The following is a 23,988-nucleotide window of genomic DNA, read 5'->3' as shown; positions in this document are numbered from 1 at the left end:
CCGAGAAAGGAACCCTAATGACTCTGCTGCAGATCATGTCCGACAAGGACGCCGGTGATGTCATCCTGCGCACCTCCGATGACGCGGTGATCGCCGCCGAACTCGGCAAGCGCGGCATCACCTTCGAGCGCTGGCCGCTGCTGGAAGGCTTCAGCGCCGCCACCACGACCGAGGAGCTGCTGGCCGAATACCAGCCGCGCATCGACGCGTTGAATGCCGACGGCCGCTACAAGTTCATCGACGTGGCCCGCATCCACCCCGATGACACCGACCCGGAGTGGCCCGCCAAGGCGGTCGCCGCGCGCACCAAGTTCCTCGACGAGCACCGTCACGCCGAGGACGAGGTCCGCTTCTTCGCGGCCGGCGCGGGCTGCTTCTACCTGCACCTGGGCAATGAGGTCCTCGCGACCGTCTGCACCGCGGGCGATCTGGTCTCGGTCCCGGCGGGCACGCTGCACTGGTTCGACATGGGCACGCGGCCGGAGTTCGTGGCCGTGCGCTTCTTCGAGGAAGAGGACGGCTGGATCGGCGATTTCACCGGCGACAAGATCTCCGGCGGCTTCCCGACCCTCGACGAGCTGCTGGCCCCGGCATGATCAAGGTGGTCGTGCTCGATATCGAGGGCACTACCAGCCCGACCAGTTCGGTGCGGGAGGACCTCTATGGGTACACCCGCGATCGACTGCCGGGTTGGCTCGCCGAAAACACCGGCGGCGCGGCCGATCCCATTATCGAGGCGACCCGCGCCCAGGCCGGTCGGCCCGACGCGGATGCCGCCGAGGTGGCGGCGATCCTCATCGACTGGCTCAACACCGACGTGAAGTCCGAGCCGTTGAAGGCGGCCCAGGGCATCATCTGCGCCGAGGGCTTCCGCAGCGGCGCCTTGCACGGCGAGTTCTTCCCCGACGTGCCGCCGGTGCTGCGCGCCTGGCGCGACGCCGGACTCGAGCTCTACATCTACTCCTCGGGTTCGGTTCGCAATCAAAAGGATTGGTTCGCCTTCGCCCGCGGCGGCGACCTGTCCCCACTGATCAGCGGCCACTTCGATCTGTCGACGGCGGGCCCCAAGCGCGAGGCCTCCTCCTACGAGAAGATCGCCAGCGCCATCGGCGTTCCGCCGGAACAGATCCTGTTCCTCTCCGATCACCCCGACGAGGTCGACGCGGCCGTCGCGGCGGGCTGGCAGGCCATTGGCGTCACCCGCCCGGGCGAGCCCAATAGCCCTCGCGGCGACCACCGCTGGATCAGCGACTTCGCCGACGTCGAACCCAACTGATCACCGCGGCAAGCACTTCCGGCCGACTCCCCATCGCCCCGTCGAATCTCGCATTCGACGGGGCGATGTCTATTTCCACACCCAGAGCGTATAGTCGATTTCGACTAGCCGAGTTCGACTATTGGAGCGATATGGCACCGCGCTTGCTGCGCACTCCCGTCACACTGGCCGTGCTGGGTCTGTTGGCGGAGAAACCCCGCCACGGATACGAGATGCGGACAGTCATGCGCGAGCGCGGTCACGACACGGTGCTCAAGCTGAAGAACGCCTCGATGTACGACGCCGTCCGCCGCCTCACCGCCGCCGGGCTCATCGAGGCGGGCGAGGCTGCGCGGGAAGGGAATCGGCCCGAACGCACGGTGTATCGGATCACCGAGTCGGGTCTGCGGACGCTGGTGCAGTGGCTGCGGGAGCTCTTGGGCGACCCGGCCCACGATCAGGCGGCGTTCACCACCGCGCTGCTGTTCATGTTCGCCCTGCCCGAATCCGAGGTCATCGACCTGGTGACGCGGCGCGCGCAGCGGATTGCCGAGCAGATCGACGCGGTCGACGCGGCGGTCGCCGCGGCGGGCGAGGTCCCGGCGATCTTCCTCACCGACCAGACCTACGGGCAGACCCTGCGCCGCGCCGAGCACGAGTGGCTGGTCACCTTCGCGGACGACCTGCGAACGGGTCGTTTGGTATGGCCGAAAGGATTTGAGTGACATGGGCATTCACGACACCAACCGGTTGCTGGCCCGGACGATCAATATCGGACTCGACTTGGGTGCCGATATCGAGCAGGGTTGGACGCTCCCGGTGGGGGAGCACGAATTGGATCTGTGCCGGGAGGCGGGATTCACCGCCGTCCGCTTGGGTGTCTGCTGGGCGGCCCATACCGGGCCCGGATTCCAGATCGACGCCGCGGCCCTCGACCGCGTGGCCACGCTGGCCGAGCAGGCCACCGAACGCGGACTCGCCTTGGTGCTGACCAACTTTCTGGATCCGGAGCTGATGGCGGATCCGCCGAGGTACCTGGATCGGCTGTTGTCCATCACCGAGCAGGTCACCACCCGCTTCGCGGCCCACCCGGAATCGATTCTGCTCGAGCCGTTGGCCGAACCGCGCGAGGCGTTGGACGCGCTGTGGAACGACTACATCGCGCGCCTGCTGACCGTGCTGCGCAAGGTCGATCCGCACCGCGCCGTCATCGTCGGTCCCGGAGCCTACAACAATGCCCGTACCCTGCCGCAGCTCGAATTGCCCACGGCGGACCGCGATCTCATTGTCACCGTCCATCAGTACTGGCCGATCACCTTCACCATGCAGGGCGAGGAGTGGCTGGGCACGACCCCCTTCGGCGACCCGAAGTCCTGGCTGGGCAATACCTGGGACGGCACCCCGGAGCAGCGGGCCGAACTCACCGGGGGCTTCGACGGGATCGCCGCCTGGGCCGCCGCCGCGGACCGCCCGGTGTTCCTGGGCGAGTTCGGCACCTCGGTGCATGCCGACAATGCCTCGCGCGCCCGCTGGACCGCGTTCAACCGACTGCTCGCCGAGGAGCGCGGTTTCTCCTGGGGCGCATGGTCGTTCGGTCCGACCTTCGCCCTCTACGACGCGCAATCCGGCGGCTGGAACCAGCCACTGCTCACCGCATTGACCGGTGACGCGCGAGCGGTGTTGGGCTGAGCATCGCCCGAAAACGCGAATCGCGTCCTACCGGGGTCGCCGGTCGGACGCGATTGTCGTTGGGGGAGCCGGAATTCAGACGTGCGCCCCGGTCGAGGCGGCTCGCTCGATCAGGTACTCGACCAGGGTCATGAGCACGTTCTTGCACGACCCGCGGTCGCGGGCGTCGCAGAGCAGTACCGGAATGCGCTCGTCGAGATCCAGCGCCTCGCGGACCTCGGCGGGCGTGTAGAGCGGCGCGCCCTCGAAGCAGTTGACCGCCACCGTGAACGCGACGCCGCGGCGTTCGAAGAAGTCGATCGCGGCGAAGGAACCCTCCAGTCGCCGGGTGTCGGCCAGCACGACCGCGCCGAGCGCCCCGCGCGCCAATTCGTCCCACAGGAACCAGAATCGGTCCTGTCCGGGGGTGCCGAACAGGTAGAGCACCAGGTTCTGGTCGATGGTGATGCGGCCGAAGTCGAGCGCGACGGTGGTGGTGGTCTTGCCTTCCACGCCGCGCAGATCGTCCACGCCCGCGGACAGCTCGGTAATGAGCTCTTCGGTGCGCAGCGGGGTGATCTCCGAGATCGCCCCCACCATCGTTGTCTTGCCCACGCCGAAGCCGCCCGCGATGAGGATTTTCACCGAGGCGGCCATGGGCTGGGCGGTATCAGAGTTTTCGAATGCCATCGAGTACCGCTCGCAGAATGTTGAGGTCACCGGGCGCGGTCTCGGGGGAGGCCGGGGCCCGGAAGTTGAGGATATTGTCCGATATCAGGTCCCCCACCAGGATTTTCGTTACCGCCAGCGGCAGCCGCAGCGCGGCCGACACCTCGGCCACCGACAGCGGCAGCCGACACAACCGCACGATGTCGCCGTATTCCGGCTCGACGCGCCGCAATGGTGGGGCGGCATTGGGTACCACCACCACCGTCAGCATGTCCAAATCGTGCGCAGCGCCCATGGTTCGGCCACCGGTCCGTGCGTAGGGGCGCACGAGCGGACCGGCCGCGTCATCGAACCACTGTTCCCCCGGCCCCGGCCTCATGACAGTCGGGGGTTGCCTTGTCCGGCCAGGTTGTGGCGCGGGGTGGTGGACAGGTAGTTGCCGACGCGTTGGACGGTCAGGTTCATCTCGTAGGCGACCATGCCGAGGTTGGCGGACTCGGTGGCCTGCAACGCCAGGCAGGCGTGGCTGCCGGCGGCGGTCACGAACAGCACCGCGCGCTCGAGTTCGATCACCGCCTGGCGGACGCCGCCGCCGTCGAATCTGCCGCCCGCGCTGCGGGCCAGACCGTAGAGGGTCGAGGACATGGCACCGAAGTGCTCCGCGTCCTCGCGGCTCATGGCGGAGGAGCGGCCCAGCAGCAGCCCGTCGGTGGAGTGCACCACCGCGTGACGGACGCCTGCGAGCCGGTCGACCAGATCATCGAGTAGCCAGTTGAGATCACCAGCGTTTGAGGTGGTCACCGTCGCCTTCCTGTCGTTCCGAGATTGCTTGCGACTCAGGCCCGAACGAACCGGGGTCGGCCTTGCGGCCCTGCCTGGTCCCGTTTTCGATAGCGGAGAAAAGGTCTCGGGCCTGCTCGGCCGTGCGGGTGGCCTGGGTGGCCGGCTCGGGGGCCGACTGCTCCTGCGCCAATTCCGGTGCGAGACTTGCCTGCCGACGCCTACGCGGGAGCGCGGGTCGGACGTCGGAGCCAGTGTAATGGGAACGCCCGAATTCGCGAGCCCGGAAACCGTTTTCCGAGGGCGGCTGCGGGGCGGCTTGGGGTTCCGGCGCGGGCCGCGGGTTGGTCGGCGGGTCGAATGGTGCTGCCGCGCCGAAGGACAGCGGGGGCGCGTAGTCGTTCGTCGGGGGACCGGCCGGTTCGGGCTGCTTGGCGAAGGACCCGGTGGACGGGCCGAACGGTTCGAACTTCGGGGCGGTCGGCGGGTTGTAGGGCGCGGGCGTCTCCGCCGCCGGGGGCTCGTAGCCGACGATCGGCAGATCGTAGTTGGAGATCATCGACGGCGGGGCCGCGGGCAGCTGCGGCAGCGCCGCGACGGCCAGCGCGGCCGCGGACGGCTCGGCGGTATCCAATTGCCGTGGCACGGCCGGGATTTCGCCGGTGCGGCCCGAGGGCTGCACGGTGAGATTGTTCGGCACCAGCACGATGGCGCGCACGCCGCCGTAGTCGGATTCGGTGAGCCGCACCGAGATGCCGTTGCGGGAGGCCAGCTGGGCGATGACGAAGCGGCCGAGGCGGAAGTCGTCGGGCACCATGCTCACACCGAAATCGGGTGCGTCGCGCAGGATCTCGTTGACCCGCGCGAGCTCCGCCTCGGGCATGCCCATGCCCTGGTCGATGACCTCGATGGCCACGCCCTTGCCGACGATCCCGCCGCGCACCTCGACCTGCGACTGCGGCGGGGAGAAGGCCGCGGCATTGTCGACCAGCTCGGCCAGCAGGTGCACGAGGTCGGCCACGGCGCTGCCCGCGATGGACACCTCCGGCAGCCGGGCGATCTTGACGCGGGTGTAGTCGAGGGTCTCGCCGACACTCGAGCGCACGATCTCGAGCAGCTGCACCGGGTTTCGCCACTGCCGCCCGGGCTGACCGCCCGCGAGAATGATCAGGTTCTCGGCATTGCGGCGTTCGCGGGTGGCCAGGTGGTCGAGGCGGAAGTAGATGTCCAGCAGCGCCGGATCTTCCTGCTTCGACTCGGCGGCGTCGAGGATCTCGAGCTGCCGGTGCACGATGACCTGGCTGCGGTGGGCGATATTGAGGAACATCGCCTTGACGCCCTCACGGGTGCGGGCCTCGGTGACGGCGGCGGCCAAGGCGGCGGCGTGGGCGTGGTTGAACGCCTTTGCCACCTGGCCGATTTCGTCGAACCCGAAGTCGAGCACGGCGGCCTCCGCGGCCGGATCGACCGGCTTGCCCTCGCGCAGCTTGGCCATGATCTCGGGCAGCCGCTCATCGGCGAGCACCAGCGTCTCGTTGCGCAGGCCCTTGAGGCGGCGAATGATCCGGTTGGCCAGGATCAGGGAGACCAGGAAGGCGAGCGCGGAGACCGCGAGCATGCCGCCACCGGCCAGCGCGGAGTTGCGGGCATTGCGGTCGCCGACCGCCGCGGCGGCGGCCTCGTTGTGCCGACTCGAGGTGTCCCACAGGTGCAGGATCTGGGTGTTGAGTTTGGCGACGGTGTCGCGCCATTCCTGCGGGGTGAAGGTCAGCGGGGCGACCTGCGGGGCCGCGCCCGGCTTGCTGGGCGGCACCGTGATCGGATCCAGTGCCCGCGAGAGCAGCACGTTCTCCATCATGACGATCTTCGTCCAGTCCGGATCGTTCATGAGGGCCTGCATGTCCTTGTCACCCACGCCGCCGTCGCCGCCGGCGAGCACGCCGAGGTTGACGCGGTAGGTGCCCGCCACGCGGGAGAATTCGATGGCCAGCTCGGGCGGGACGCTGCCGCCGCCGAACAGCACCTCGGCGACCGAGGCTTCCCGGGAGAGCATCTCCGAGGCCTGCGCGATCTGCAGTCCGTTCGAGACCTCCAGGGCCACCTCGGAACTGGGCGCGGTGTCGGCGACCATGCGGGTGCCGATCCAGACGACCTCGAGCAGCTTGCCGTAGAAGTAGTAGGCGTCCGAGACCGGGATGGCGTTGGTGTCGATCTGGGTGCGCACGCTGGCCAGTTGACCGCTGAGGGTGGTCAGTCCGCCGACATTGTCGCCGATGCCCTTGGGGCCGAGCTTCTGCATGGTCGGGGTGATCGCGGCCAGGGCCTGCAATGCCTTGTCGAGGCGAGAGCGCGCCTGCGCCAAGGCCTTCGGATTGGCGTCGTCACCACCGCCCATCTGGGCCAGGGACAGCTGCCGCTCCTGCTGCACCGCGACGATCAACTCATTGGTGGTCGGGGCCGCGGACGTCAAGGCCTCCGCCCACTCCCGTGCGTGCTTGCCCTCGACCACCAGATAACCCGCGCCACCCACACCGATCGCGAGCAGCGCCAGGCTCGGGACGAGTGCGATGGCGAGCACGCGGGTCCGGACCCCGAGCCTCGCTCTGAACATCGGGCAAAGGTAACGGGACGTATGTCACATTCGCCGCATCGGTCCCGGTGAGCGGGAACAAGATTGACATTGAAAGTTATGTATGTTCGTGAATCACAGACCATGCCGCCGCCGAGCCGCAGTTCACGGGCGGTAATCGGCGGCGGCACAGTGGAATTCACCGACTCAGGCGCGATGTCGAGGCGCGGCCGAGAGGAACGAACCGACGCGCTGCACGGTCAGATTCATCTCGTAGGCGACCATGCCCAGATTCGCGTCCGCATTGGACTGCAGTGCCAGACAGGCGTTCGGTCCCGCGGCGGTCACGAACAGCACCGCGCGATCGAGCTCGATCACCGCCTGCCGCACCGCACCTCCGTCGAAGCGATGTCCGGCACTGCGCGAGAGCCCGAACAACGTCGACGACATCGCACAGAAGTGCTCGGCGTCCTCGCGACTCATGCTCTTCGACCGCCCCAGCAGCAGCCCGTCGGTGGAATGCACCACCGCGCACCGCACACCCGCGAGTTTGTCGACGAGATCGTCGATGAGCCAGTCCAGATCACCAGCGTGGGAGGTATTCACCGTCGCCTTCCTGTGGATGGGGGGGCGACACGCCGCCGTCGGCCTGCCGCCCCTGTCGGGTTCCGTTCTCGATGGCCGAGAACAGCTCTCGCGCCTGCTCGGCACTGCGCTGATCGGGTGCCGGGGTGGCCGCGGCCCCGGGAGTCTCGGCCAATTCCGGCGCGAGACTGGCCTGCCGCTGCCGCCGGGGCAGCGCCGGGCGCGAATCCGCCCGGTCCGGGCCTTGCCCGGCGCTCGGACCAGGTTCCTCCGGCAGGTCTGGACCGCTGCGGGGCGGGTTCGTATGAGCTGCAGCAACACCCGCGTCGGAAGGTTTGCGGCCAACACTTCCGCCGAGATCGCCACCGGCCAACCGCGCGGGTGGTTCGATGGCCTGCGGCTCCTCGGTCCGAAACTGGCGCGCGTCGCTCTGGCCGATGCGTCCGTCCGCGGCGGTGAGGTCACGCTGGGGCCAGCGGTCGGCCCAGCTGTCCAGGTGGGCGGCGGCCCGGGGCGGGAGGGGCGAATCGGTTGCGGCCTGTTCGAATTCGGCGGATCGGACCGGCAGGCGGGGTTCCGGGCGGCCGTTCGGTGCGGGGATCTCGCCTTCTATGACCGAGGAGGGGATGAGGACGATGGCTCGGATGCCGCCGTAGTCGGAGTCGGACAGGCGGACGGAGATGTCGTGGCGGGCGGCCAGGCGGGAGACGACGAACAGGCCCAGGCGGGAGTCTTCGGACAGGCTGGTGACCGCGAAATCCGGTGGGGCGCTGAGCAGGGCGTTGAGGCGGTCGAGATGGTCGGCGGGGATACCCATGCCCTGATCGCTGATTTCGACCGCTACGCCGCGGCCGACGGACGCGCCGGCGATGTCCACGCGGGATTGGGGCGGGGAGTAGGTGGCGGCATTGTCGATGAGTTCGGCGAGCAGGTGGATGAGGTCGGCGACGGCGAGTCCGGCAATGAAAGCCTGTGGCAGGCGGCCGGTTCGGACCCGGGTGTAGTCGGCGGTCTCACCGACGGCGCTGCGAACCAGTTCGAGCAGCGGGACCGGGTTGCGCCATTGGCGGCCGGGTCGACCGCCCGCGAGGATGATCAGGTTCTCGGCATTGCGGCGTTCGCGGGTGGCCAGGTGATCCAGGCGGAAGTAGATGTCCAGCAGCGCGGGGTCCTCCTGCTGGGATTCGGCCGCGTCGAGAATCTCCAGCTGCCGGTGGACCACCACCTGGCTGCGGTGAGCGATATTGAGGAACACCGACTTCACACCCTCCCGGGTGCGGGCCTCGGTGACCGCGGCCGCGACGGCGGTCGCGTGCGCGTGACCGAAAGCCGCTGCCACCTGGCCGATCTCGTCCCGCCCGAAGTCCAGGGTGGGCTGCTCGATCTCGGCGTCCAGGCCCTCACCGGCCGCGAGTCGCCGCATGGTCTCGGGCAGCTCCTCGTCGGCCAGCGCGAAGGTGCGGTCGCGCAGCCGGGTGAGCCTGCGGATGATGCGATTGGCCAGCACGAGGGCGATCAGGATGGCGACGAGCGCCACCACGATCATGCCGACACCGGCCCACAGTGATTTGCGCGTGGTATCCGATGCGGCGTGACTGGCCAGCCCCTGCGCCTCGGTGTTCTCGGCCTGCCACAGATCGGCCAACCCGTGCGTCACCTCATCGGAGCTGCGCTGCCAATCGGCCATCGAGATCGGAAGCGGCTGCGCGGGAGTCCGTTTCGCCGAGCCGTCGGTCTCGACCAGGGTGTGCTGGGCCAGCACGGGCTCGACGACGCCGAGCCGCTGCCAGGCGGTCGTGGAGACCAGCGCCTTCGCGGCGGTCGCCTGCTTCTCGTCCGGCTGGGTGACGATGCCGTCGACGCGGGTGCGGTAGTAGCCGACCAGACTGAGGTATTCGGCGCCCAGCTCGGGCGAGAGGTCATTGCCGTCGATCAGCGACGCGGCCAGCGCGTAGGCGCGACTCATCGCCTCGAGGCAGTGCAGCACGTCCGCGGCCTGGGTGAGCTCCACGGCGGTGGCGGCGTCGGGCGCGGTCTTCTCCGCGATCTGCACGCCCGCCATCACGCTCTGCGGAATGCGGTTGTACAGCGCGTAGGCGTCGGCCAGCGCCACCGTGCCCGCGTCGACGCCCGAGCGCAGACCGACCAGTCGTTTGCTGACCTCGGCAATGGCATCGGTGGCCTGCCCCATGGATTCCGGACCCATGCGGGTCAGCGCGGACTGCGTGGGTGCGAGCACCCGCAGCGCGTTGTCGAGCCGCTGCCGCGCGGTGGTCAGCCGCCGAACATCGTTGTCCACCCCCGCGATCCGCCACAGCGTGAGCTGCCGCTCGACCTGCACGGCCTCGATCAGCTCACGCGTCGGTGCGATACCCGCCTGCATCTCGTCGGCCCAGCTGCGGGCGCGGTGGGAGCGATCCACCAGGGTGCCGGTCGCGCTGACACCGATGACCACCAGCGCCAAGCTCGGGACCAGCGCGATGGCCAGGATCCGGGTTCGGACCCCGAGCTTCGGAAAGCGCATCGCTGCAACGTAACCGCGTCACCATCGGGGTGGCGATGCGAGTCCTTTTGTGCGGGACGGGATTTGACACCGTCTCGAGCGCCCCGTAAGCCCGGGGTCGGAGCCCGGTCAGCGACCGGGCAGGAAGCGAATGCTACGCGCGATCGCCATCAGGAACGGCTGCCACCTGTCCTGGGGGATGAAGGCCGGAGCATCCAGGTTGAGGAAGCGCGTCACCACGATCGACTGGGGTTCGGTGAATTTCAGCAGCCCGTCGGGACCGTGGCGGCGGCCCACACCGGAGATGCCCATGCCGCCCATGGGAGCACCGGTCGTGCCCCACGCGGGCGCGTAACCCTCGTCGACATTGACCGTGCCCGCGTGCAATTGCTCGGCGATCCGCTCGCCCTCGGCCTTGCTGCCCGCCCACACACTGGCATTGAGGCCGTACTCGGTGTCATTGGCGCGAGTGATGGCCTCCTGCACCGAATCGACCGGGTAGATCGACACCAGCGGGCCGAAGGTCTCGTTGCGGCCGCATTCCATGGCGTCGGTGACATCGGCCAGGACCGTCGGCTCGTAGAAGAGCGGGCCCAGGTCGGGCCGCGCATTGCCACCGGCGAGCACCTTCGCGCCCTTGGAGACCGCGTCGGCGACGTGCTTGGTGACCGTCTCCAGCTGCGACTCGGAGATGAGGCTGCCGATATCGGTCGAGAAGTCATAGGCGGCACCGAGTTTGGCGGCCTTTACCGCGGCGACGAACTTCTCGGTGAACTGGTCGACCACCGCGCGCTCGACGTACATGCGCTCGATGGAGATGCAGAGCTGACCCGCGTTGGAGAAGCAGGCGCGCACCGCGGCCTTGGCGGCCTTGTCGAGATCGGCTCCCCGCGTGACGATCATGGGGTTCTTGCCGCCGAGTTCGGCAGAGAAGCCGATGAGGCGGCGGCCGCACTGTTCGGCCAGGGTGCGGCCGGTGTCCGAGGACCCGGTGAACATGAGGTAGTCGCAGCTGTCGACAATGGCCGTGCCGACCACCGTGCCCGGACCCGGCACCACCGCGAACAGGTCGCGCGGCAGGCCCGCGCGGAGGAAGAGTTCGGCATTGGCCAGCGAGGAGTACGGGGTCTGGCTGTCGGGCTTGACCACCACGGCATTTCCGGCCAGCAGCGCCGGAATCGAATCTCCCACCGAGAGCAGCATCGGGTAGTTCCACGGCGCGATCACCCCGACTACACCCTTGGGCACCGCGCGCACCGAGGCCCGGTTCAGCACCGGGAACGCACCCGTGGTCTTGTGCGGGGCGAGCAGCTGCGGGGCCACGCGGGAGAAGTAGCGGGCCGCGAACATCAGGCCCATGATCTCTTCCTGCGCAGCCCACCGCGCCTTGCCGGTCTCGGCCTGCACGACATCCATGAGGAATTCGCGGTTCTCCACGACCAGCGTCCGGTAGCGCTCCAGCACCTCGGCCCGCTGCTTGGGCGTGCGCGCGGCCCATTCGGCCTGGGCGGCACGGGCTTTGGCCACGGCGGCGGCGACATCGGCCGCGGTGCCCACCGGCACCGTGCCCAGGCTCCGACCGGTGAACACCTCGGTGATCGCGCGGTCCGCGTGGTCCTGGGTGGTATCCACGGCCGCGAACGAGCGCAACCGTTCGAATACCGCGGCATCCGGCACCGGCATCATCGCCTCCTACTTACGGGTAACTTTCGGATACACACAATCTACCTCGCACCCCGCCCTCCAGCCCGCGACTGCGCAATCCAGGCCACTCGAATCGGTCTTCCGACCGGAAATGCCGATGCCCCAAAATGTCTCAATTGCCCAAATTTTGGCCCCTACCTGCGAACTCTGTAACCCATCGCCTGCCCCGAGCGAAGAACCACCCAGTAGTACCCCGGGTAAGGGATTCGGCGGCGACGGCAGCGTCGACCGATCCGGCAAGGATCCCGCATCTGCACGAGGGGTGTGGATGCGGGATTCGCCGGAAGCCTTTGTGTCCGTTGCTTATTCGTTCACCAGGACCGGAATCGACAGCACGGCGGCCGCGACCGTCGCGTCGACGGGAGTCGCGGTGATGGTGAAGGGAATGCCGTCGTTGCTGGGAATGTGCGGACCACCCGCGACGGGTTCCTCGTCGGCGTGCTCGAAGGTTCCGGCACCGACCAGGTGGCCGGTCGCGTCGTAGAAGGCGGCGTGGACCTCGAGAGCCAGGACGTCACTGACATCGGTCGTGATCGCGAGCGTGCCGTGCACGCTCGGGCCGTCGAGGCGAGTTCCGGTCAGCCGCACGCGGTCTGTGAAGGGACCGGGGGACAGTCGCACTTCTCCCGGAGCGACCGAGACGGCGGTGGCGGGCGGTTCGGTCGTCCGCGGTGCGGCAATCGGAGCTGGCGCGGGGGCGGGGGTCGCGGGACGCGGGCTGGACGAGCACCCCGCGACCAGCACCGCGAACACGCCGACGATCAGAACACCGGCTCGCTTGCTCACGGCAGCAGAGCCTTGCGCATCTTGGTGTACAGCGAGGTGTTGTCCTGACTGGCGGCGAAGACCTGCGCGCCCGGGCCGTAGGCGTAGATCTGGACGTCCGCGCCGGTGTGATTGCCCGACAGGTAGGTCAGCCACAGGCTGGCCTCCGGGGAACCGTCCTTGACCTCGGCCGGGTCGTCGGGGGTCCGGAAGGTCGCGGGGGCGAAGTTGCGCGGATCGGCCTGTCCCGCACCGTTGATGAAGCCGGTCGAGCGCGCCGGATCCTTCACGTTCTCCTTGCCGTCGCGGCCGGGCTTGCTGCTGTTGGCCGGGTTGGTGGCATCGACATTGGCCGGGGGTGCGACGGCCTCGGCATTGACGAAGGTGTTCTTCTCGATGATGTTGAAGCCCGCGCACTCGTGGTCGGCGGTCACCACCACCATGGTGTGCCCGTCCTTCTTGGCGAAGTCCACGGCCGCGGCCACCGCGTCATCGAAAGCCTTGACCTCGTCGAGGGTCTGGGCGGCGTCATTGGCGTGCGAGCGCTTGTCGATCAGCGCGCCCTCCACCTGCAGCAGGAATCCCTTGTCGCCCTTGCGGTTCGACAGCAAATCGATGGCCTTGCTGGTCATCTCCGCCAGCGTCGGCTCCTTCTTCTCCGGCGCGGACTCCGGCAGCGCGTTGCGCGCATTGGTGACGGTCATGTTCCCGCGATTGAACAGCCCGATCACCTTCGACGCGTTCACCGACTTCAAATCGGCCGCGGTGGCCACCTTCTGACTCTCGGCCGTCTGCGCCTTCAGCGCCGGATCGCCCATGCTCCCCAACACCTGATACCCATTGTCCTGCATGACCTTCTGATCATCGGGCTCGAACCGCGCCAGCCCGCCGCCGAAGATGACATCGGCGGTGCCATTGCGGGCGATCTGCTCGGCGATCGGGGTGACCAGCGTCTTGTCCGCGGGCTGCGCCTCATAGCCACCATCGGACTTCTTGGGCAAGCAGGTCGACTCACTGAAGGTCGGCCCCTGGCAACCGCGCAGCAGCGCATGGCTGAACATGGCGGCCGGAGTGGCATCGGTGATCTCCGCGGTGCTGACATTGCCGGTCGCGAACCCGGCCGCCTTGGCCTGCTCCATGAGCGTCGGCACCGACTTGCCAAAGGCGTCCACGCCAATGGCCGCGTTGTAGGTCTTCACGCCCGAGGCCCATGCCGTGGCAGCAGACGCCGAGTCCGTCACCAAAGACGGCCTGGCCGAATTGGGTTCGACCGCATACGTCGCAACCGCGCCAACATACGGCAACTGCTCCAAATTGAGCCGCCCATTGGCCCCCACGAACCGCTGCCGCGCCGCCGTCACATGAGTCCGCCCCATCCCGTCACCCAGCAAATAAATGACGTTCCGAACCTCATTGTCGGCCTTCTTCTCCGACCCACACCCCGCGACCAGCGACGCCCCGGCCACGGCGGCCGTCACGGTCGCAATCGCCCCGAGCCACGCGCGTTTCCTCTGCTCCACGTCATCTCCTCCGTCATCGCACCCGAATCGCTGTCCGGCGCCCGGCCGAAGCTAGTGCTGAATGTTTGCCCGCTCTCGACTCACAGGAATCTCACAGCTGGCTCGCAGGTAAACGAATTCCTCCGCAATTAGATAGCGCCGCAAGGCGCGTACGCTGTACTCGTCGGAAGGGTGTTCATGTCGGAGAATCCGCTTGCCGCGCCGGAGGCGTGGGATCAGATCGCTGAGAACTATGACGACATCATGTCGGAGTTGATGCGGCCGTTTGCTGTTCATGTGGTGGAGTCGGCGCCGCTCACCGGGCGGTCGCGGGTTATCGATGTGGCCACGGGGCCGGGGGTGTTGGCGTTGTTGGTGGCGCCGCGGGTGGGGGAGGTGGTGGCGGTGGACTTCTCCGAGGCGATGATTCGGCGGTTGCGGCGGGCGATCATGCAGCGGGGGATCGGGAATGTGCTCACCGGGGTGGGGGATGGGCAGGATTTGCGGTACGCCGCCAATAGTTTCGATGCGGCGTTCTCGATGTTCGGGCTGATGTTCTTCTCTGATCGTGGGAAGGGGTTCGCGGAACTGTTTCGGGTGGTGCGGCCGGGTGGGACCGTGGTGGCGTCGAGTTGGGCTCCGGTCGCGGACTCGCCGTTGATGACGCTGCTGTTCGAGGCCTATCAGGCCGGGATTCCGGGATTTCCCGCACCGCATGCGAATCCGAACAGCCTGGAGAATCCGGACGTGTTCGAGCTGGAGCTGATCGCGGCGGGCTTCGAGAATGTGAGCGTGACCGCGCGCGCGGAGTCGTTCAGCTACGACAGCGCCGAGCAGATGTGGGAGAAGCTGACCCGCGGCAGCGCGCCCTTGCAGAACATGCGCCGCAAGACCGACGCGACGGAGTGGGCCGCGCAGGAGAAGGTCATGATCGATTATCTGCGCGAGCACTATGTGCCGGGTACGGAGCTGTCCACGACGGCCTGGATCGGCACCGGTCGCGTTCCGCGCTAACACTTTTCGCGCACTCGCACGGTTTTACGATGGCGCGGCCGACCCGGAGAAACCGGCCGCGCCACCCTCCTTCATCCGGCCAGTTCGTTGCCGCGCAGCGGTGCGGGAGCCGCTTCCAGCACCGCTGCCTCGGCATCGGTGAACAGGCGTGACCGGATGACGAATCGGACGCCCTCGGGCGCTTCGAGGGAAAAACCACCGCCGCGGCCGGGGACCACGTCGACGGTCAGATGGGTGTGGCGCCAGTATTCGAACTGGTCGGCGCTCATCCAGAACGCCGTATCCGGAAAGACGCGGCCGAGCAGCACATCGGCCGCGCCCACCCGGAATTCGCCGAGGGGGTAACACATCGGGGAGCTGCCGTCGCAGCAGCCGCCGGACTGGTGGAACATCACCGGGCCGTGGTGGTCGATCAAACGTTGCAGCATGTCGGCCGCGGCCTCGGTAATGGTCACCCGGGATACGGGACCTGCCTTCATCGCGCTCCTCGCAGACTGTGCGCTCGTCTGCCATAGAAGTGGTTGGGGTTCAGAAGAATCCGAGCTTCTGGGCGGAGTAGGAGACGAGCAGGTTCTTGGTCTGCTGGTAGTGGTCCAACATCATGCGGTGGTTCTCCCGGCCGATGCCGGACTTCTTGTAGCCGCCGAACGCCGCGTGCGCGGGATAGGCGTGGAAGCAGTTGGTCCACACCCGACCGGCCTTGATGGCCCGGCCTACCCGGTAGGCGGTGTTCCCGTCCCGACTCCAGACGCCCGCGCCCAGCCCGTACAGCGTGTCATTGGCAATGGTGACCGCCTCGACCTCATTGTCGAAGCGGGTCACCGCCACCACCGGGCCGAAGATCTCCTCCTGGAAGATCCGCATGTCATTGCGGCCCTCGAAGATGGTCGGCTCGATGTAGTACCCATTCGGATAGCCCTCCACCTTGCGCATCTCGCCGCCGGTGAGCACCTTCGCGCCCTCTTTGCGGCCGATATCGATGTAGGAGAGGATCTTTTCGTACTGATCGTTACTGGCCTGCGCGCCGATCATGGTCGAATCGTCGAGCGGATTGCCGCCCTTGATCGCCTTGGTGCGCTCGATGGCGCGGGCCATGAAGTCGTCGTAGATGGACGAGTGGATCAGCGCCCGGGACGGACAGGTACACACCTCGCCCTGATTGAGCGCGAACATCACGAACCCCTCGACCGCCTTGTCCAGGAAGTCGTCATCGGCGGCCATGACATCGGGGAAGAAGATGTTCGGGCTCTTGCCACCCAGCTCGAGGGTCACCGGAATGATGTTCTCGCTGGCGTACTGCATGATCAGGCGACCGGTGGTGGTCTCGCCGGTGAACGCGACCTTGGCCACGCGCGGGCTGGAAGCGAGCGGCTTGCCCGCCTCGACACCGAATCCATTGACCACGTTGACGACTCCGGGCGGCAACAGGTCGGCGATGAGCTCGATCACCAGCAGCAGCGAGGCCGGGGTCTGCTCGGCGGGCTTGATGACCACGCAGTTGCCCGCGGCCAGCGCGGGAGCCAACTTCCAGGCGGCCATGAGGATCGGGAAGTTCCACGGAATGATCTGTCCGACAACGCCGAGCGGCTCGTGGAAGTGATATGCCACGGTGTCGGCGTCGATTTCGGAGATGAAGCCCTCCTGCGCGCGCACCGCTCCAGCGAAATAGCGGAAGTGGTCGACCGCCAAAGGCAGGTCGGCGGCGAGGGTTTCGCGGACGGGCTTGCCGTTCTCCCAGGTCTCGGCGACGGCGAGCTGCTCCAGATTCGCCTCGATCCGATCGGCGATCTTGTTGAGGATATTGGCACGATCCGTCACCGAGGTGGCACCCCAGGCGTCGGCCGCCCGATGCGCGGCCTCGAGGGCCATATCGATGTCGGCGGCTCCGGAACGTGCGACCTCGCAGAAGGTTTCACCGTCGATCGGGGAGGGATTCTCGAAATATCTGCCCTCGATCGGCGCTTTCCAGTCACCGCCGATGAAGTTGTCATAGCGGCGGTTGAAGCTGACGATGCTGCCGTCGGTGCCGGGTTTGGCGTAGATCATGGCGCGGCTCCCTGATCGCATATCTGCGGTGACGGGGGTCACTATGAACCGCGAAGGTTGGCGCGGGGTTGGCGTGTGGTTGGTGAAACGTTGCTGAGTCAGTGCCCGAAATCAGCGCCCGGTGAGGGCGGTGTGCAGGCGCGCGGTGGCCAGGCCGCGGCGCGAATCACCATGGGGGAGAAGACGAAGCGCGTGCTCATGGATCTCGATGTCGTCCGGGCAGCGCTGGCCGAAGCGCAGCGCGTGCTCGGGATTGTGGTCGGCGAGCACCGCGGTGCGCAGGCAGACGTCGAGATGCTCGCGCCACTGGACAATGCCCGGCACATCCGAATCCGGCAGCAGCGGACCGCGATACAGCCGCACGGCGGTGGTCAGGTCCCCGGCCTCGAGGGCGGCGAGCAGTTCGACGGCATCGCAAGCGAGGGGTTCGGTGAGCATGTAGCGGCGGTCGGCGATCTGACCGTCGGTGGCGGCGCGCAGGCGGGAGACGTCGGCCTTGAGGGTGCTCGAGGACACCGACCGGTCGCCATAGACGGCCTCGTGCAACCGTTCCGGGGTGAAGCCCTCGGGTTCGAGGGCCAACAGTGTCAGGATCTCGAGCTGCCGCGGGCGCATGGGCAGCGGCTTACCGGACTTGTACAGCCGCGGCACGCCCAGGCATTCCAGCCGGGTGCGGCTCGCGGGGCGGGACTGTTCGGCGTGCACTCGCGCTTCGATGGCTGTCACCAGGGCTCGGACGGTCGTCAGGATCAGGGGGTGGGAGCGATCCCAATAGGTCGATAGATCCAACACGCCCAGTTGACGGCCGTCGGCGGCGCGAATCGGTGCGCAGTAGCAGACCCAGCCGTGCAGCGCCTCGACCAAATGCTCGGCGGCCCACACCGATTCGGGGCGTCCGCTGTGCAGCGAGAGGGCGACGCCGCTGGTGCCCATGTACGGCTCGTCCCAGCAGCCGCCCGGCGCGAGATTGACCGTCTCGGCGCGGCGGCGAACCGAGCGGTCGCCACAGCTGAAGAGCACGGTCCCCGCCTCATCGGTCACCACCGCGACCATGCCCGAATCCTCGGTCAGGGCCCGCAGCTCGCTGGCCATCTCGGTGATCGGGGTGCGCAGCGGCGATTCGGCCCAGCGCGAACCCAATTCGTCGCGGTCGGTGGCGGGGGCGACGGCGCGGGCCGGATCGACCGTGCGCAGCGACCGCTCCCACGATTCGACGACCTCACTGCGCAGGGCGACCTCGGTACCGGGCGGTCGGCCCGCGCCCGAAGTCCATCGCGCCCACGCCTTCTCCAACTCCGCACGCTGATGCGCGGGGGCGGGCAGCTGTGTCATGGCGCAAACTCCTCGCGGTGCGTCCGGACCGAGCGATAACCCATGATGGCGCGCTGTTCCGCCGCGCGGGCCGCATTCGCGGCAGTCCGTGCAGTAATTCATCCCGTGCGGCTTCGCAGCCTTCGCCGCACGCCGGTCCGCGCCCTTCCGGTGCCCTCGGACGGATCCGGATTCAACTGGTAGACAAGACTTCATGGTCCTCCCCTTCAGATTCGGCGTAAACCTGACGGCACCGACTTCCCGCACCGACTGGATCCAGACCTGTCGCCGGGCCGAGGATCTCGGCTACGACGTGATCGGCGTGCCCGACCATCTGGGAATGCCCGCGCCGTTTCCGGCGCTCGCGATCGCGGCCGAGGCGACCGAGCGGCCGCGGCTGAACACCTTCGTGTTGAACACGCCCTTCTACAACCCGGTGCTGCTGGCCCGGGATGTGGCGGGCCTGGATCAGCTCACCGGTGGGCGATTCGAGTTGGGACTTGGATCGGGTTATGTGGAGGCCGAATTCGAGGCGGCGGGGATCCAGTTTCCTTCTCCGGGCCAGCGCGTGAAGCATCTGGAGGACACGGTCCTCACGCTGCGACGGCTGTTCCGCGATCCGGAATACAAGCCCCAGCCCGCGCAGACCGACGGCCCGCCGCTGCTGATCGCCGGATGGGGTGAGCGCGGACTGCGGGTCGCGGCCGAGCACGGCCACATCGTGGCGTTCACCGGCGCGGGCACCTCCGACTCCGGCAAGCTGACCCTCGCCGACGCGGAAACAACACAGAAGAAGACCGACTACGTGCGCGGACTGCTCGGAAACCGCGCCGCGAGTGTGGAATTCAATCTGCTGATCCAGGGCATCGCCGCACCCGAGGAGCGCGACGCCGCCCTGGCCTACCTCACCGAATATCTGCCGTTCGGATTCGGCGGCGAGCCCGAGGACCTGCCGACCATTCTGTTGGGCACGCCCGACCGGATGGCCGACATGTTGCGCGAGCGCCGGGAACGCTTCGGCTTCAACTACATCACCGTGCTCGGCCACAATATCGACAAGTTCGCCCCGCTCATCGAGCGGCTGAAGGGGGAGCGACACACCTGGTTTGAGGCTCCGGTGTCGAGGCATTACGTCCGCGGGGGACGGACTCGACCAGGAGGAGCGAATGTCGAGCACAGGATGGGTCGTGCTCATCATCGTCGTGGTGGTGTGCATCGTGATAGCGCTATTGGTCGCGGTGGGACTGCGACCGCGGATGCGCAGCCGTCAACTACGGGATCGGTTCGGGCCGGAATACGACCGGGCCGTTCAGGAGTCGCCGGACCGCAAGACGGCCGAGCAGGAGCTCACTGAGCGCGAGAAGCGCCACGACCAGCTGCAGTTGCGGGAGCTTTCCGATGAGGAGAAGCGCCGCTACGAGGCGACATGGTCGCGCATTCAGGAGCAGTTCATCGACGATCCGGCCGGGGCGCTGGATTCGGCCGACCGGTTGGTCACCCAGGCGATGACCGATCGCGGCTACCCGAGCCAGAGCTACGACCAGCAGCTGGCCGACCTGTCGGTGGAACACGCGCGCCCCCTGGGCCAGTTCCGCACCGCGCACGATATCGCCGCCCGCGCCGAACGCGGCTCGGTGTCCACCGAGGACATGCGTACGGCCATCGTCCACTACCGGGAGCTGTTCGCCGACCTCGTCGACGGCGGCAACTCGGGCAGCCATCGAACCCACCACTGAGGCATCGTCATGACACCGGAACAGCACCAGCGCAACGATATTCCCCCGACCCCGGTCCACCCCGACGGCGGCCAGCACCACGGCCAACGGCCCGAGACCTTCGCCGACCAGCCGGGAGTCCAATTCGGCGAGCAGCCGACCCAACGCACCGGCGAACAGCGCGCCGAGCAATTCGGGGACCGTCCGGGCGGGCAGCTCGGTGAGCGGTCACCGGGGCAGTTCGGCGAGCGGTCACCGGGGCAGTTCGGCCAGCAGTCACCCGGGCAATACGGCGGCGACGTCGGCCAGGGGCACGACAATCAACGCGCCGAGCAATTCGACGCCGGGCAGCTGCGCGATCAATGGCGTGAGGTGCAAACCCGTTTCGTCGACGATCCCAAGGACGCGGTGACCCGCGCCGACGGCCTGGTGTCCGATGCCCTCCAGCAGCTCACCGACCGTTGCTCGCGTCGCCGCGAGGAGCTCGAAAGCCGCTGGCAGCGCGGCGATGCCGCCGATACCGAGGAGATGCGCCAGGCGCTGCGCGGCTACCGCGAGCTGTTCGATCAGCTCTTGGGCACCGCGTCGGGCGCGACGAACATGTAGCTCTTCTCCTCGATCCGCTGCTGGATCCGCCACTCCCCGTTCACTCGGAGGAAGGTGTCGTGGTACCAGAGGCCGCAGAGCATGAGCTGGCGGGTGCCATCGCCGGAGGTGACCAGCATGGGGTTGTGGCACATCGTCCGCGCTGTGGCGTGGTCGCCCTCGACCCGAATGGAGGAGTTGGCGATCAGGTGTTGGAACGCGGAGAAGTTGGGCATGACGGTGGCGAGGAATTTCTTGGTGGATTCCACGTCACCGGCAGGCCCGCCCATGGCGGTGTAGTCGATATGGGCGTCGGTGGTGAAGATTTCGTCCAGCAGCTCCCACTGATGGGTATCCACGGCGTGGGAATAGCGGACCATGAGGTCCTCGATTTCCAGGCGGTCCGAAATCTCCTGCAGGGACAGCATGGTGCCTCCGGGGTGGTGTCGAAGCATTTCAGCGTCGTGCCGAAAACTGTTCAGGAACGGTGGGCCAGCGTACGGCGAGGCGGGCAATGATCTTGCCGTTTCCGAAAGATATGGGCGTGCAATAGATCTCGTCCAGACCGGTCCGTCACCCTGAGAGCCGGAAATCCGACCCGGTAATCCTTGGCCGCGATGGCCCGGGCCACCTTCTGCGGAGCGCCACCGATGAGCCCTCCCCGGGGAAGGTGTCGGTGAGAATGCGCCGCTGCGCGTCGATATCGCCGAGGGACTGCGGCGGGTCGCCGGGATGCCTGCGGCGTCGGCATAGGGTGAGCGGGTGGCCAGCATCGTCTTGGAGCAGGTGAGCCTCGGACACGGGGCGACGTGTGTGCTGTCCGGTGTCGACGCCACGTTCGCGGCCGGGCGGTGTACGGCCGTGGTCGGGCCGAGTGGGGCCGGGAAGACGACACTGCTGCGGCTGTTGAATCGGTTCGGGGAGCCCGACAGTGGGCGGGTGCTGTTCGATGGGACGCCCGTTGTCGAGATGGATGTGTTGGATTTGCGGCGGCGGGTGGGGCTGGTTCCGCAGCGGCCGGTGCTGTTGACCGACACCGTCGCGGAGGAGGTTCAGGTCGGGCGGGCGGTGGCCGCGGAACGGGTCGCGGAATTGCTCGCCACGGTTGGGCTGCCCGAGGGGTTCGCCGCGCGGCGGTGCGTGGAGCTGTCCGGGGGCGAGGCACAACGGGTTTGCCTGGCGCGTGCGCTGGCCGTCGAACCAGAAGTTTTGCTGCTGGATGAGCCGACTTCGGCGCTGGATGGGGCGTCGGCGGTGGCCATCGGGGAAATGATTCGGGCGCATGTCGACACGGGCGGGAGTGTGGTGCTCGTCAGCCATGATCCGGGGTTCGTGGCCGAGGTGTCGGATGAGGTGTGGACGCTGGCCGGTGGACGGCTCACGCGCGGCGCGGAAGCGGGGAAGTAGCCATGACACAGGTGCTTTCGGCGGCGGAGACCCAGGGACTTTCGGTGCCGGATTGGACCGGGGTGTCCGCGTCGCTGCTGTTGGTCGCGCTCGCGGCGCTCATTGCCTACCGGCAGCACCTGCACCTGACACGCGAACTGCTCATCGCGTCCGCGCGGGCCGGGATACAGCTCGTCGCGGTCGGCGCGATCCTATTGATCCTGTTCCGCCACACCGGATTACCCGGCGCACTGGCCTGGGTGATTCTCATGATCGTGATCGCCGGGCAGGTCGCGGGCCGACGCGGCGCGGGGCTGCCGCACGCCATGCGCTCGGCAACCATCGGCGTGGCGTTCGGATCGTCCATCACCCTGGGCTCATTGATCGTGCTGGGCATCATCTCCACCCAGGCGCGCGTGGTGGTTCCGGTGAGCGGCATGATCGTATCCTCGGCCATGCAGGCGACCGGAATCGCCCTGCGCCGGCTGGTGGAGGACGCGCGCCGGGCCCGCGACGCGGTGGAAGCCCGGCTGGCACTGGGACTTTCGGGACATCAGGCATTCCTGCCGAACCAGCGGTCGGCCTTGCGGACCGCCCTCATCCCTGCCATAGACTCAACGAGGGTGGTCGGACTGATCAGCCTGCCGGGGGCGATGACGGGTTTGATTCTGGCGGGCGTGGATCCGCTCACTGCCATCCGCTACCAGATTGTGGTGATGTACATGCTGCTCGCGGCAACCACTTTGGCGGCGCTCGCCGCCACCCGAGTGGCGGAGCGGACCCTCTTCGATAGCGCGCAACGTCTCGTGTCACTGCCCGACTGACGACCGCCCAGCCCGCAAAATCCTAATGAGTGGGATTTCACATGCGAGCTCAAGTGCCCGAAATGCCGCTATCGTTACGATGTCCTCGATAAAATGCTTGGGGGATAGGTAGTTTCGTATGGAAGCAATCGAATTCTTCATGCCGTTCGACGCCGCAGGCGTCAACCCGGCCGAGCCGGAGGCCGAAGCGGGCATGTGGTCCTGGCTGGAAGCCTACGACCTGGTGCCCACCGAGCCGACCCGGCGTCGCATGGAGCGTACCCGACCGGCCCGCATGTACGCGCTGTGGTGCCCGCGCGCCGAGGTCGAGGAGCTCACGCTGCTGAGCCGGTACACCGCCTGGGCTTTCATAGTGGATGACCAGTTCGATATCGAAATCCCCGATCCCCGCCGCTGTTTGGAGGCGATCACGGCCATCGAGGCCGTACTGGACGGTACCCCAACACCTGCCGGGGTGCTGGCGATCGCGTTCGCCGACCTGTGGGCGCAGTTGTGCCGCGGCCGGTCGACGACGTGGCGCGAGAGTGTGCGCGCGGAGATCCGCGCCTGGCTGTGGACGTACTACACCGAGAGCGTGGGACGGATCTCGGGCAATCTGCCCGATCTCGACACCTACCGCGCGCATCGGCGAGATGGGGTGGCGCTGTTCGTCTTTCTCGATATCAGTGAACGCGCCGAGGGAGTCGACCTGCCCTCGGCGGTCCGGCAGCTGCCCGCCATGCGCACCCTGCGCGAGTCCGCGGTCGAGCACATGGGTCTGTTCAACGACATGCTGTCCGTCGCGTCCGACGAGGCCTCCGGGTACCTTTACAACTCGGTCCTGCTGGCGCAATATCACTACGGGCACAGTCGAGTTGAAGCCCAGCAACTGGTCAACGGCATGCTCTCCGAATGTGTGCAGCGCATGCTCGACGCGGTCGATCGACTACCGACCGAGTTGAACGATGCAGGCATCACCGGCGGCGAGCGCGCGGACACCCTGGTCACCGCTCGCAACTACACCGTCTACGTGCGTGCCAACCATGACTACCACTATCAGGCGGCCCGCTATATGAGCGCACCCGTGGAAGCGCTCGAGCACGGCCTGCCGCTGACCTGAAGGACTGGAAC

General features: G+C 67.5%; 24 protein-coding genes. 11 read left to right on the top strand and 13 right to left on the bottom strand.

What is annotated here, in order from left to right:
* Positions 1 to 17 precede the first annotated feature (17 nt).
* The 4 genes from VMT65_RS25755 to VMT65_RS25740 all read left to right on the top strand — a co-directional run bounded on the left by VMT65_RS25755 (position 18) and on the right by VMT65_RS25740 (position 2,944).
* Positions 18 to 596 (top strand): 1,2-dihydroxy-3-keto-5-methylthiopentene dioxygenase, encoded by a 579-nt coding sequence (locus VMT65_RS25755; protein WP_326310967.1) that lies wholly within the window; start codon positions 18 to 20, stop codon positions 594 to 596.
* Positions 593 to 1,276 (top strand): acireductone synthase, encoded by a 684-nt coding sequence (mtnC, locus tag VMT65_RS25750; protein ID WP_326310966.1) that lies wholly within the window; start codon positions 593 to 595, stop codon positions 1,274 to 1,276. Before VMT65_RS25755 ends, mtnC begins: the two co-directional genes overlap by 4 nt.
* A 131-nt stretch (positions 1,277 to 1,407) precedes the next feature.
* Positions 1,408 to 1,980 (top strand): PadR family transcriptional regulator, encoded by a 573-nt coding sequence (locus VMT65_RS25745; protein ID WP_326310965.1) that lies wholly within the window; start codon positions 1,408 to 1,410, stop codon positions 1,978 to 1,980.
* Between the two features lies 1 nt (position 1,981).
* Positions 1,982 to 2,944, top strand: a complete 963-nt coding sequence (locus VMT65_RS25740; RefSeq protein ID WP_326310964.1) for a glycoside hydrolase family 5 protein — start codon at positions 1,982 to 1,984, stop codon at positions 2,942 to 2,944.
* Between the two features lie 75 nt (positions 2,945 to 3,019).
* Here the strand turns inward: VMT65_RS25740 and VMT65_RS25735 are convergent, their stop codons facing one another.
* The 9 genes from VMT65_RS25735 to VMT65_RS25695 form a co-directional block, all read right to left on the bottom strand.
* Positions 3,020 to 3,613 carry a GTP-binding protein gene (locus VMT65_RS25735; protein ID WP_326310963.1) on the bottom strand — a complete coding sequence of 198 codons (594 nt, stop codon included), beginning with the start codon at positions 3,611 to 3,613 and terminating at the stop codon, positions 3,020 to 3,022.
* Positions 3,594 to 3,971 carry a DUF742 domain-containing protein gene (locus VMT65_RS25730; protein WP_326310962.1) on the bottom strand — a complete coding sequence of 126 codons (378 nt, stop codon included), beginning with the start codon at positions 3,969 to 3,971 and terminating at the stop codon, positions 3,594 to 3,596. The genes VMT65_RS25735 and VMT65_RS25730 overlap by 20 nt, the downstream gene beginning before the upstream one ends.
* Positions 3,968 to 4,393: a roadblock/LC7 domain-containing protein gene (locus VMT65_RS25725; protein ID WP_326310961.1), complete on the bottom strand. Its 426-nt coding sequence runs from the start codon at positions 4,391 to 4,393 to the stop codon at positions 3,968 to 3,970. The genes VMT65_RS25730 and VMT65_RS25725 overlap by 4 nt, the downstream gene beginning before the upstream one ends.
* A complete protein-coding gene (locus VMT65_RS25720; protein ID WP_326310960.1) occupies positions 4,371 to 6,983 on the bottom strand; it encodes a sensor histidine kinase in 2,613 nt (870 codons plus the stop codon). Before VMT65_RS25720 ends, VMT65_RS25725 begins: the two co-directional genes overlap by 23 nt.
* Before the next feature lie 165 nt (positions 6,984 to 7,148).
* Positions 7,149 to 7,547, bottom strand: coding sequence for a roadblock/LC7 domain-containing protein (locus VMT65_RS25715; protein WP_326310959.1), 399 nt, complete (start codon positions 7,545 to 7,547; stop codon positions 7,149 to 7,151).
* Complete coding sequence (locus VMT65_RS25710) at positions 7,525 to 10,050, bottom strand: sensor histidine kinase (protein WP_326310958.1); 2,526 nt, start codon at positions 10,048 to 10,050, stop codon at positions 7,525 to 7,527. Before VMT65_RS25710 ends, VMT65_RS25715 begins: the two co-directional genes overlap by 23 nt.
* Before the next feature lie 108 nt (positions 10,051 to 10,158).
* Positions 10,159 to 11,712 (bottom strand): succinic semialdehyde dehydrogenase, encoded by a 1,554-nt coding sequence (locus VMT65_RS25705; protein ID WP_326310957.1) that lies wholly within the window; start codon positions 11,710 to 11,712, stop codon positions 10,159 to 10,161.
* A gap of 324 nt (positions 11,713 to 12,036) precedes the next feature.
* Positions 12,037 to 12,519 (bottom strand): hypothetical protein, encoded by a 483-nt coding sequence (locus VMT65_RS25700; RefSeq protein ID WP_326310956.1) that lies wholly within the window; start codon positions 12,517 to 12,519, stop codon positions 12,037 to 12,039.
* Entirely contained in the window at positions 12,516 to 14,018 is a 1,503-nt protein-coding gene (locus VMT65_RS25695; RefSeq protein ID WP_326310955.1) for an alkaline phosphatase, read from the bottom strand. The genes VMT65_RS25700 and VMT65_RS25695 overlap by 4 nt, the downstream gene beginning before the upstream one ends.
* 177 nt (positions 14,019 to 14,195) lie before the next feature.
* On the opposite strand from VMT65_RS25695, the gene VMT65_RS25690 reads away from it, so the two are divergent.
* Entirely contained in the window at positions 14,196 to 15,011 is an 816-nt protein-coding gene (locus VMT65_RS25690) for a class I SAM-dependent methyltransferase (protein ID WP_326310954.1), read from the top strand.
* A gap of 71 nt (positions 15,012 to 15,082) precedes the next feature.
* Here the strand turns inward: VMT65_RS25690 and VMT65_RS25685 are convergent, their stop codons facing one another.
* The 3 genes from VMT65_RS25685 to VMT65_RS25675 form a co-directional block, all read right to left on the bottom strand.
* Positions 15,083 to 15,490 (bottom strand): DUF779 domain-containing protein, encoded by a 408-nt coding sequence (locus tag VMT65_RS25685; RefSeq protein WP_326310953.1) that lies wholly within the window; start codon positions 15,488 to 15,490, stop codon positions 15,083 to 15,085.
* A gap of 49 nt (positions 15,491 to 15,539) precedes the next feature.
* On the bottom strand, positions 15,540 to 17,057 hold the full coding sequence (adh, locus tag VMT65_RS25680; protein ID WP_326310952.1) for an aldehyde dehydrogenase: 1,518 nt from the start codon (positions 17,055 to 17,057) through the stop codon (positions 15,540 to 15,542).
* 111 nt (positions 17,058 to 17,168) lie between these two features.
* The gene (locus VMT65_RS25675) at positions 17,169 to 18,389 is read right to left on the bottom strand and encodes a transcriptional regulator (protein WP_326310951.1); all 1,221 of its coding nucleotides are present in this window, start codon (positions 18,387 to 18,389) and stop codon (positions 17,169 to 17,171) included.
* Positions 18,390 to 18,582: 193 nt separating this feature from the next.
* Here VMT65_RS25675 and VMT65_RS25670 point away from each other — a divergent pair, with 193 nt between their 5' ends.
* The 3 genes from VMT65_RS25670 to VMT65_RS25660 are packed head-to-tail and all read left to right on the top strand — an operon-like array spanning position 18,583 to position 20,689.
* On the top strand, positions 18,583 to 19,722 hold the full coding sequence (locus tag VMT65_RS25670; RefSeq protein ID WP_326310950.1) for a TIGR03621 family F420-dependent LLM class oxidoreductase: 1,140 nt from the start codon (positions 18,583 to 18,585) through the stop codon (positions 19,720 to 19,722).
* Positions 19,625 to 20,104 (top strand): hypothetical protein, encoded by a 480-nt coding sequence (locus VMT65_RS25665; protein ID WP_326310949.1) that lies wholly within the window; start codon positions 19,625 to 19,627, stop codon positions 20,102 to 20,104. Before VMT65_RS25670 ends, VMT65_RS25665 begins: the two co-directional genes overlap by 98 nt.
* Before the next feature lie 9 nt (positions 20,105 to 20,113).
* Positions 20,114 to 20,689 (top strand): hypothetical protein, encoded by a 576-nt coding sequence (locus tag VMT65_RS25660; RefSeq protein ID WP_326310948.1) that lies wholly within the window; start codon positions 20,114 to 20,116, stop codon positions 20,687 to 20,689.
* Here the strand turns inward: VMT65_RS25660 and VMT65_RS25655 are convergent.
* Positions 20,650 to 21,096, bottom strand: a complete 447-nt coding sequence (locus VMT65_RS25655) for a nuclear transport factor 2 family protein (RefSeq protein ID WP_326310947.1) — start codon at positions 21,094 to 21,096, stop codon at positions 20,650 to 20,652. The two genes, VMT65_RS25660 and VMT65_RS25655, sit on opposite strands and share 40 nt — an antisense overlap.
* A gap of 334 nt (positions 21,097 to 21,430) precedes the next feature.
* Here VMT65_RS25655 and VMT65_RS25650 point away from each other — a divergent pair, with 334 nt between their 5' ends.
* From VMT65_RS25650 to VMT65_RS25640, 3 genes are all read left to right on the top strand, one after another.
* Positions 21,431 to 22,075 (top strand): ABC transporter ATP-binding protein, encoded by a 645-nt coding sequence (locus VMT65_RS25650; protein WP_326310946.1) that lies wholly within the window; start codon positions 21,431 to 21,433, stop codon positions 22,073 to 22,075.
* A gap of 2 nt (positions 22,076 to 22,077) precedes the next feature.
* Complete coding sequence (locus tag VMT65_RS25645; protein ID WP_326310945.1) at positions 22,078 to 22,878, top strand: ABC transporter permease; 801 nt, start codon at positions 22,078 to 22,080, stop codon at positions 22,876 to 22,878.
* 118 nt (positions 22,879 to 22,996) lie between these two features.
* Positions 22,997 to 23,977 carry a terpene synthase family protein gene (locus tag VMT65_RS25640; RefSeq protein WP_326310944.1) on the top strand — a complete coding sequence of 327 codons (981 nt, stop codon included), beginning with the start codon at positions 22,997 to 22,999 and terminating at the stop codon, positions 23,975 to 23,977.
* Positions 23,978 to 23,988: the final 11 nt, after the last annotated feature.

The sequence above is a fragment of the Nocardia sp. CDC153 genome (assembly GCF_035818515.1).
Lineage (GTDB): Bacteria > Actinomycetota > Actinomycetes > Mycobacteriales > Mycobacteriaceae > Nocardia.
This window is presented reverse-complemented; position numbering and strand designations above follow the sequence as displayed.

What these genes read in the sequence shown, in the direction of transcription:
- VMT65_RS25645 (WP_326310945.1), top strand. Translation starts at nt 22,078, where the DNA reads ATGACACAGGTGCTTTCGGCGGCGGAGACCCAGGGACTTTCGGTGCCG.
- adh (WP_326310952.1), bottom strand. Translation starts at nt 17,057, where the DNA reads ATGATCTACGCCAAACCCGGCACCGACGGCAGCATCGTCAGCTTCAAC.
- VMT65_RS25670 (WP_326310950.1), top strand. Translation starts at nt 18,583, where the DNA reads ATGGTCCTCCCCTTCAGATTCGGCGTAAACCTGACGGCACCGACTTCC.
- VMT65_RS25730 (WP_326310962.1), bottom strand. Translation starts at nt 3,971, where the DNA reads ATGAGGCCGGGGCCGGGGGAACAGTGGTTCGATGACGCGGCCGGTCCG.
- VMT65_RS25640 (WP_326310944.1), top strand. Translation starts at nt 22,997, where the DNA reads ATGGAAGCAATCGAATTCTTCATGCCGTTCGACGCCGCAGGCGTCAAC.
- VMT65_RS25665 (WP_326310949.1), top strand. Translation starts at nt 19,625, where the DNA reads ATGCGCAGCCGTCAACTACGGGATCGGTTCGGGCCGGAATACGACCGG.
- VMT65_RS25755 (WP_326310967.1), top strand. Translation starts at nt 18, where the DNA reads ATGACTCTGCTGCAGATCATGTCCGACAAGGACGCCGGTGATGTCATC.
- VMT65_RS25720 (WP_326310960.1), bottom strand. Translation starts at nt 6,983, where the DNA reads ATGTTCAGAGCGAGGCTCGGGGTCCGGACCCGCGTGCTCGCCATCGCA.
- VMT65_RS25690 (WP_326310954.1), top strand. Translation starts at nt 14,196, where the DNA reads ATGTCGGAGAATCCGCTTGCCGCGCCGGAGGCGTGGGATCAGATCGCT.
- VMT65_RS25745 (WP_326310965.1), top strand. Translation starts at nt 1,408, where the DNA reads ATGGCACCGCGCTTGCTGCGCACTCCCGTCACACTGGCCGTGCTGGGT.
- VMT65_RS25685 (WP_326310953.1), bottom strand. Translation starts at nt 15,490, where the DNA reads ATGAAGGCAGGTCCCGTATCCCGGGTGACCATTACCGAGGCCGCGGCC.
- VMT65_RS25675 (WP_326310951.1), bottom strand. Translation starts at nt 18,389, where the DNA reads ATGACACAGCTGCCCGCCCCCGCGCATCAGCGTGCGGAGTTGGAGAAG.
- VMT65_RS25735 (WP_326310963.1), bottom strand. Translation starts at nt 3,613, where the DNA reads ATGGCATTCGAAAACTCTGATACCGCCCAGCCCATGGCCGCCTCGGTG.
- VMT65_RS25710 (WP_326310958.1), bottom strand. Translation starts at nt 10,050, where the DNA reads ATGCGCTTTCCGAAGCTCGGGGTCCGAACCCGGATCCTGGCCATCGCG.
- VMT65_RS25740 (WP_326310964.1), top strand. Translation starts at nt 1,982, where the DNA reads ATGGGCATTCACGACACCAACCGGTTGCTGGCCCGGACGATCAATATC.
- VMT65_RS25705 (WP_326310957.1), bottom strand. Translation starts at nt 11,712, where the DNA reads ATGCCGGTGCCGGATGCCGCGGTATTCGAACGGTTGCGCTCGTTCGCG.
- VMT65_RS25655 (WP_326310947.1), bottom strand. Translation starts at nt 21,096, where the DNA reads ATGCTGTCCCTGCAGGAGATTTCGGACCGCCTGGAAATCGAGGACCTC.
- VMT65_RS25660 (WP_326310948.1), top strand. Translation starts at nt 20,114, where the DNA reads ATGACACCGGAACAGCACCAGCGCAACGATATTCCCCCGACCCCGGTC.
- mtnC (WP_326310966.1), top strand. Translation starts at nt 593, where the DNA reads ATGATCAAGGTGGTCGTGCTCGATATCGAGGGCACTACCAGCCCGACC.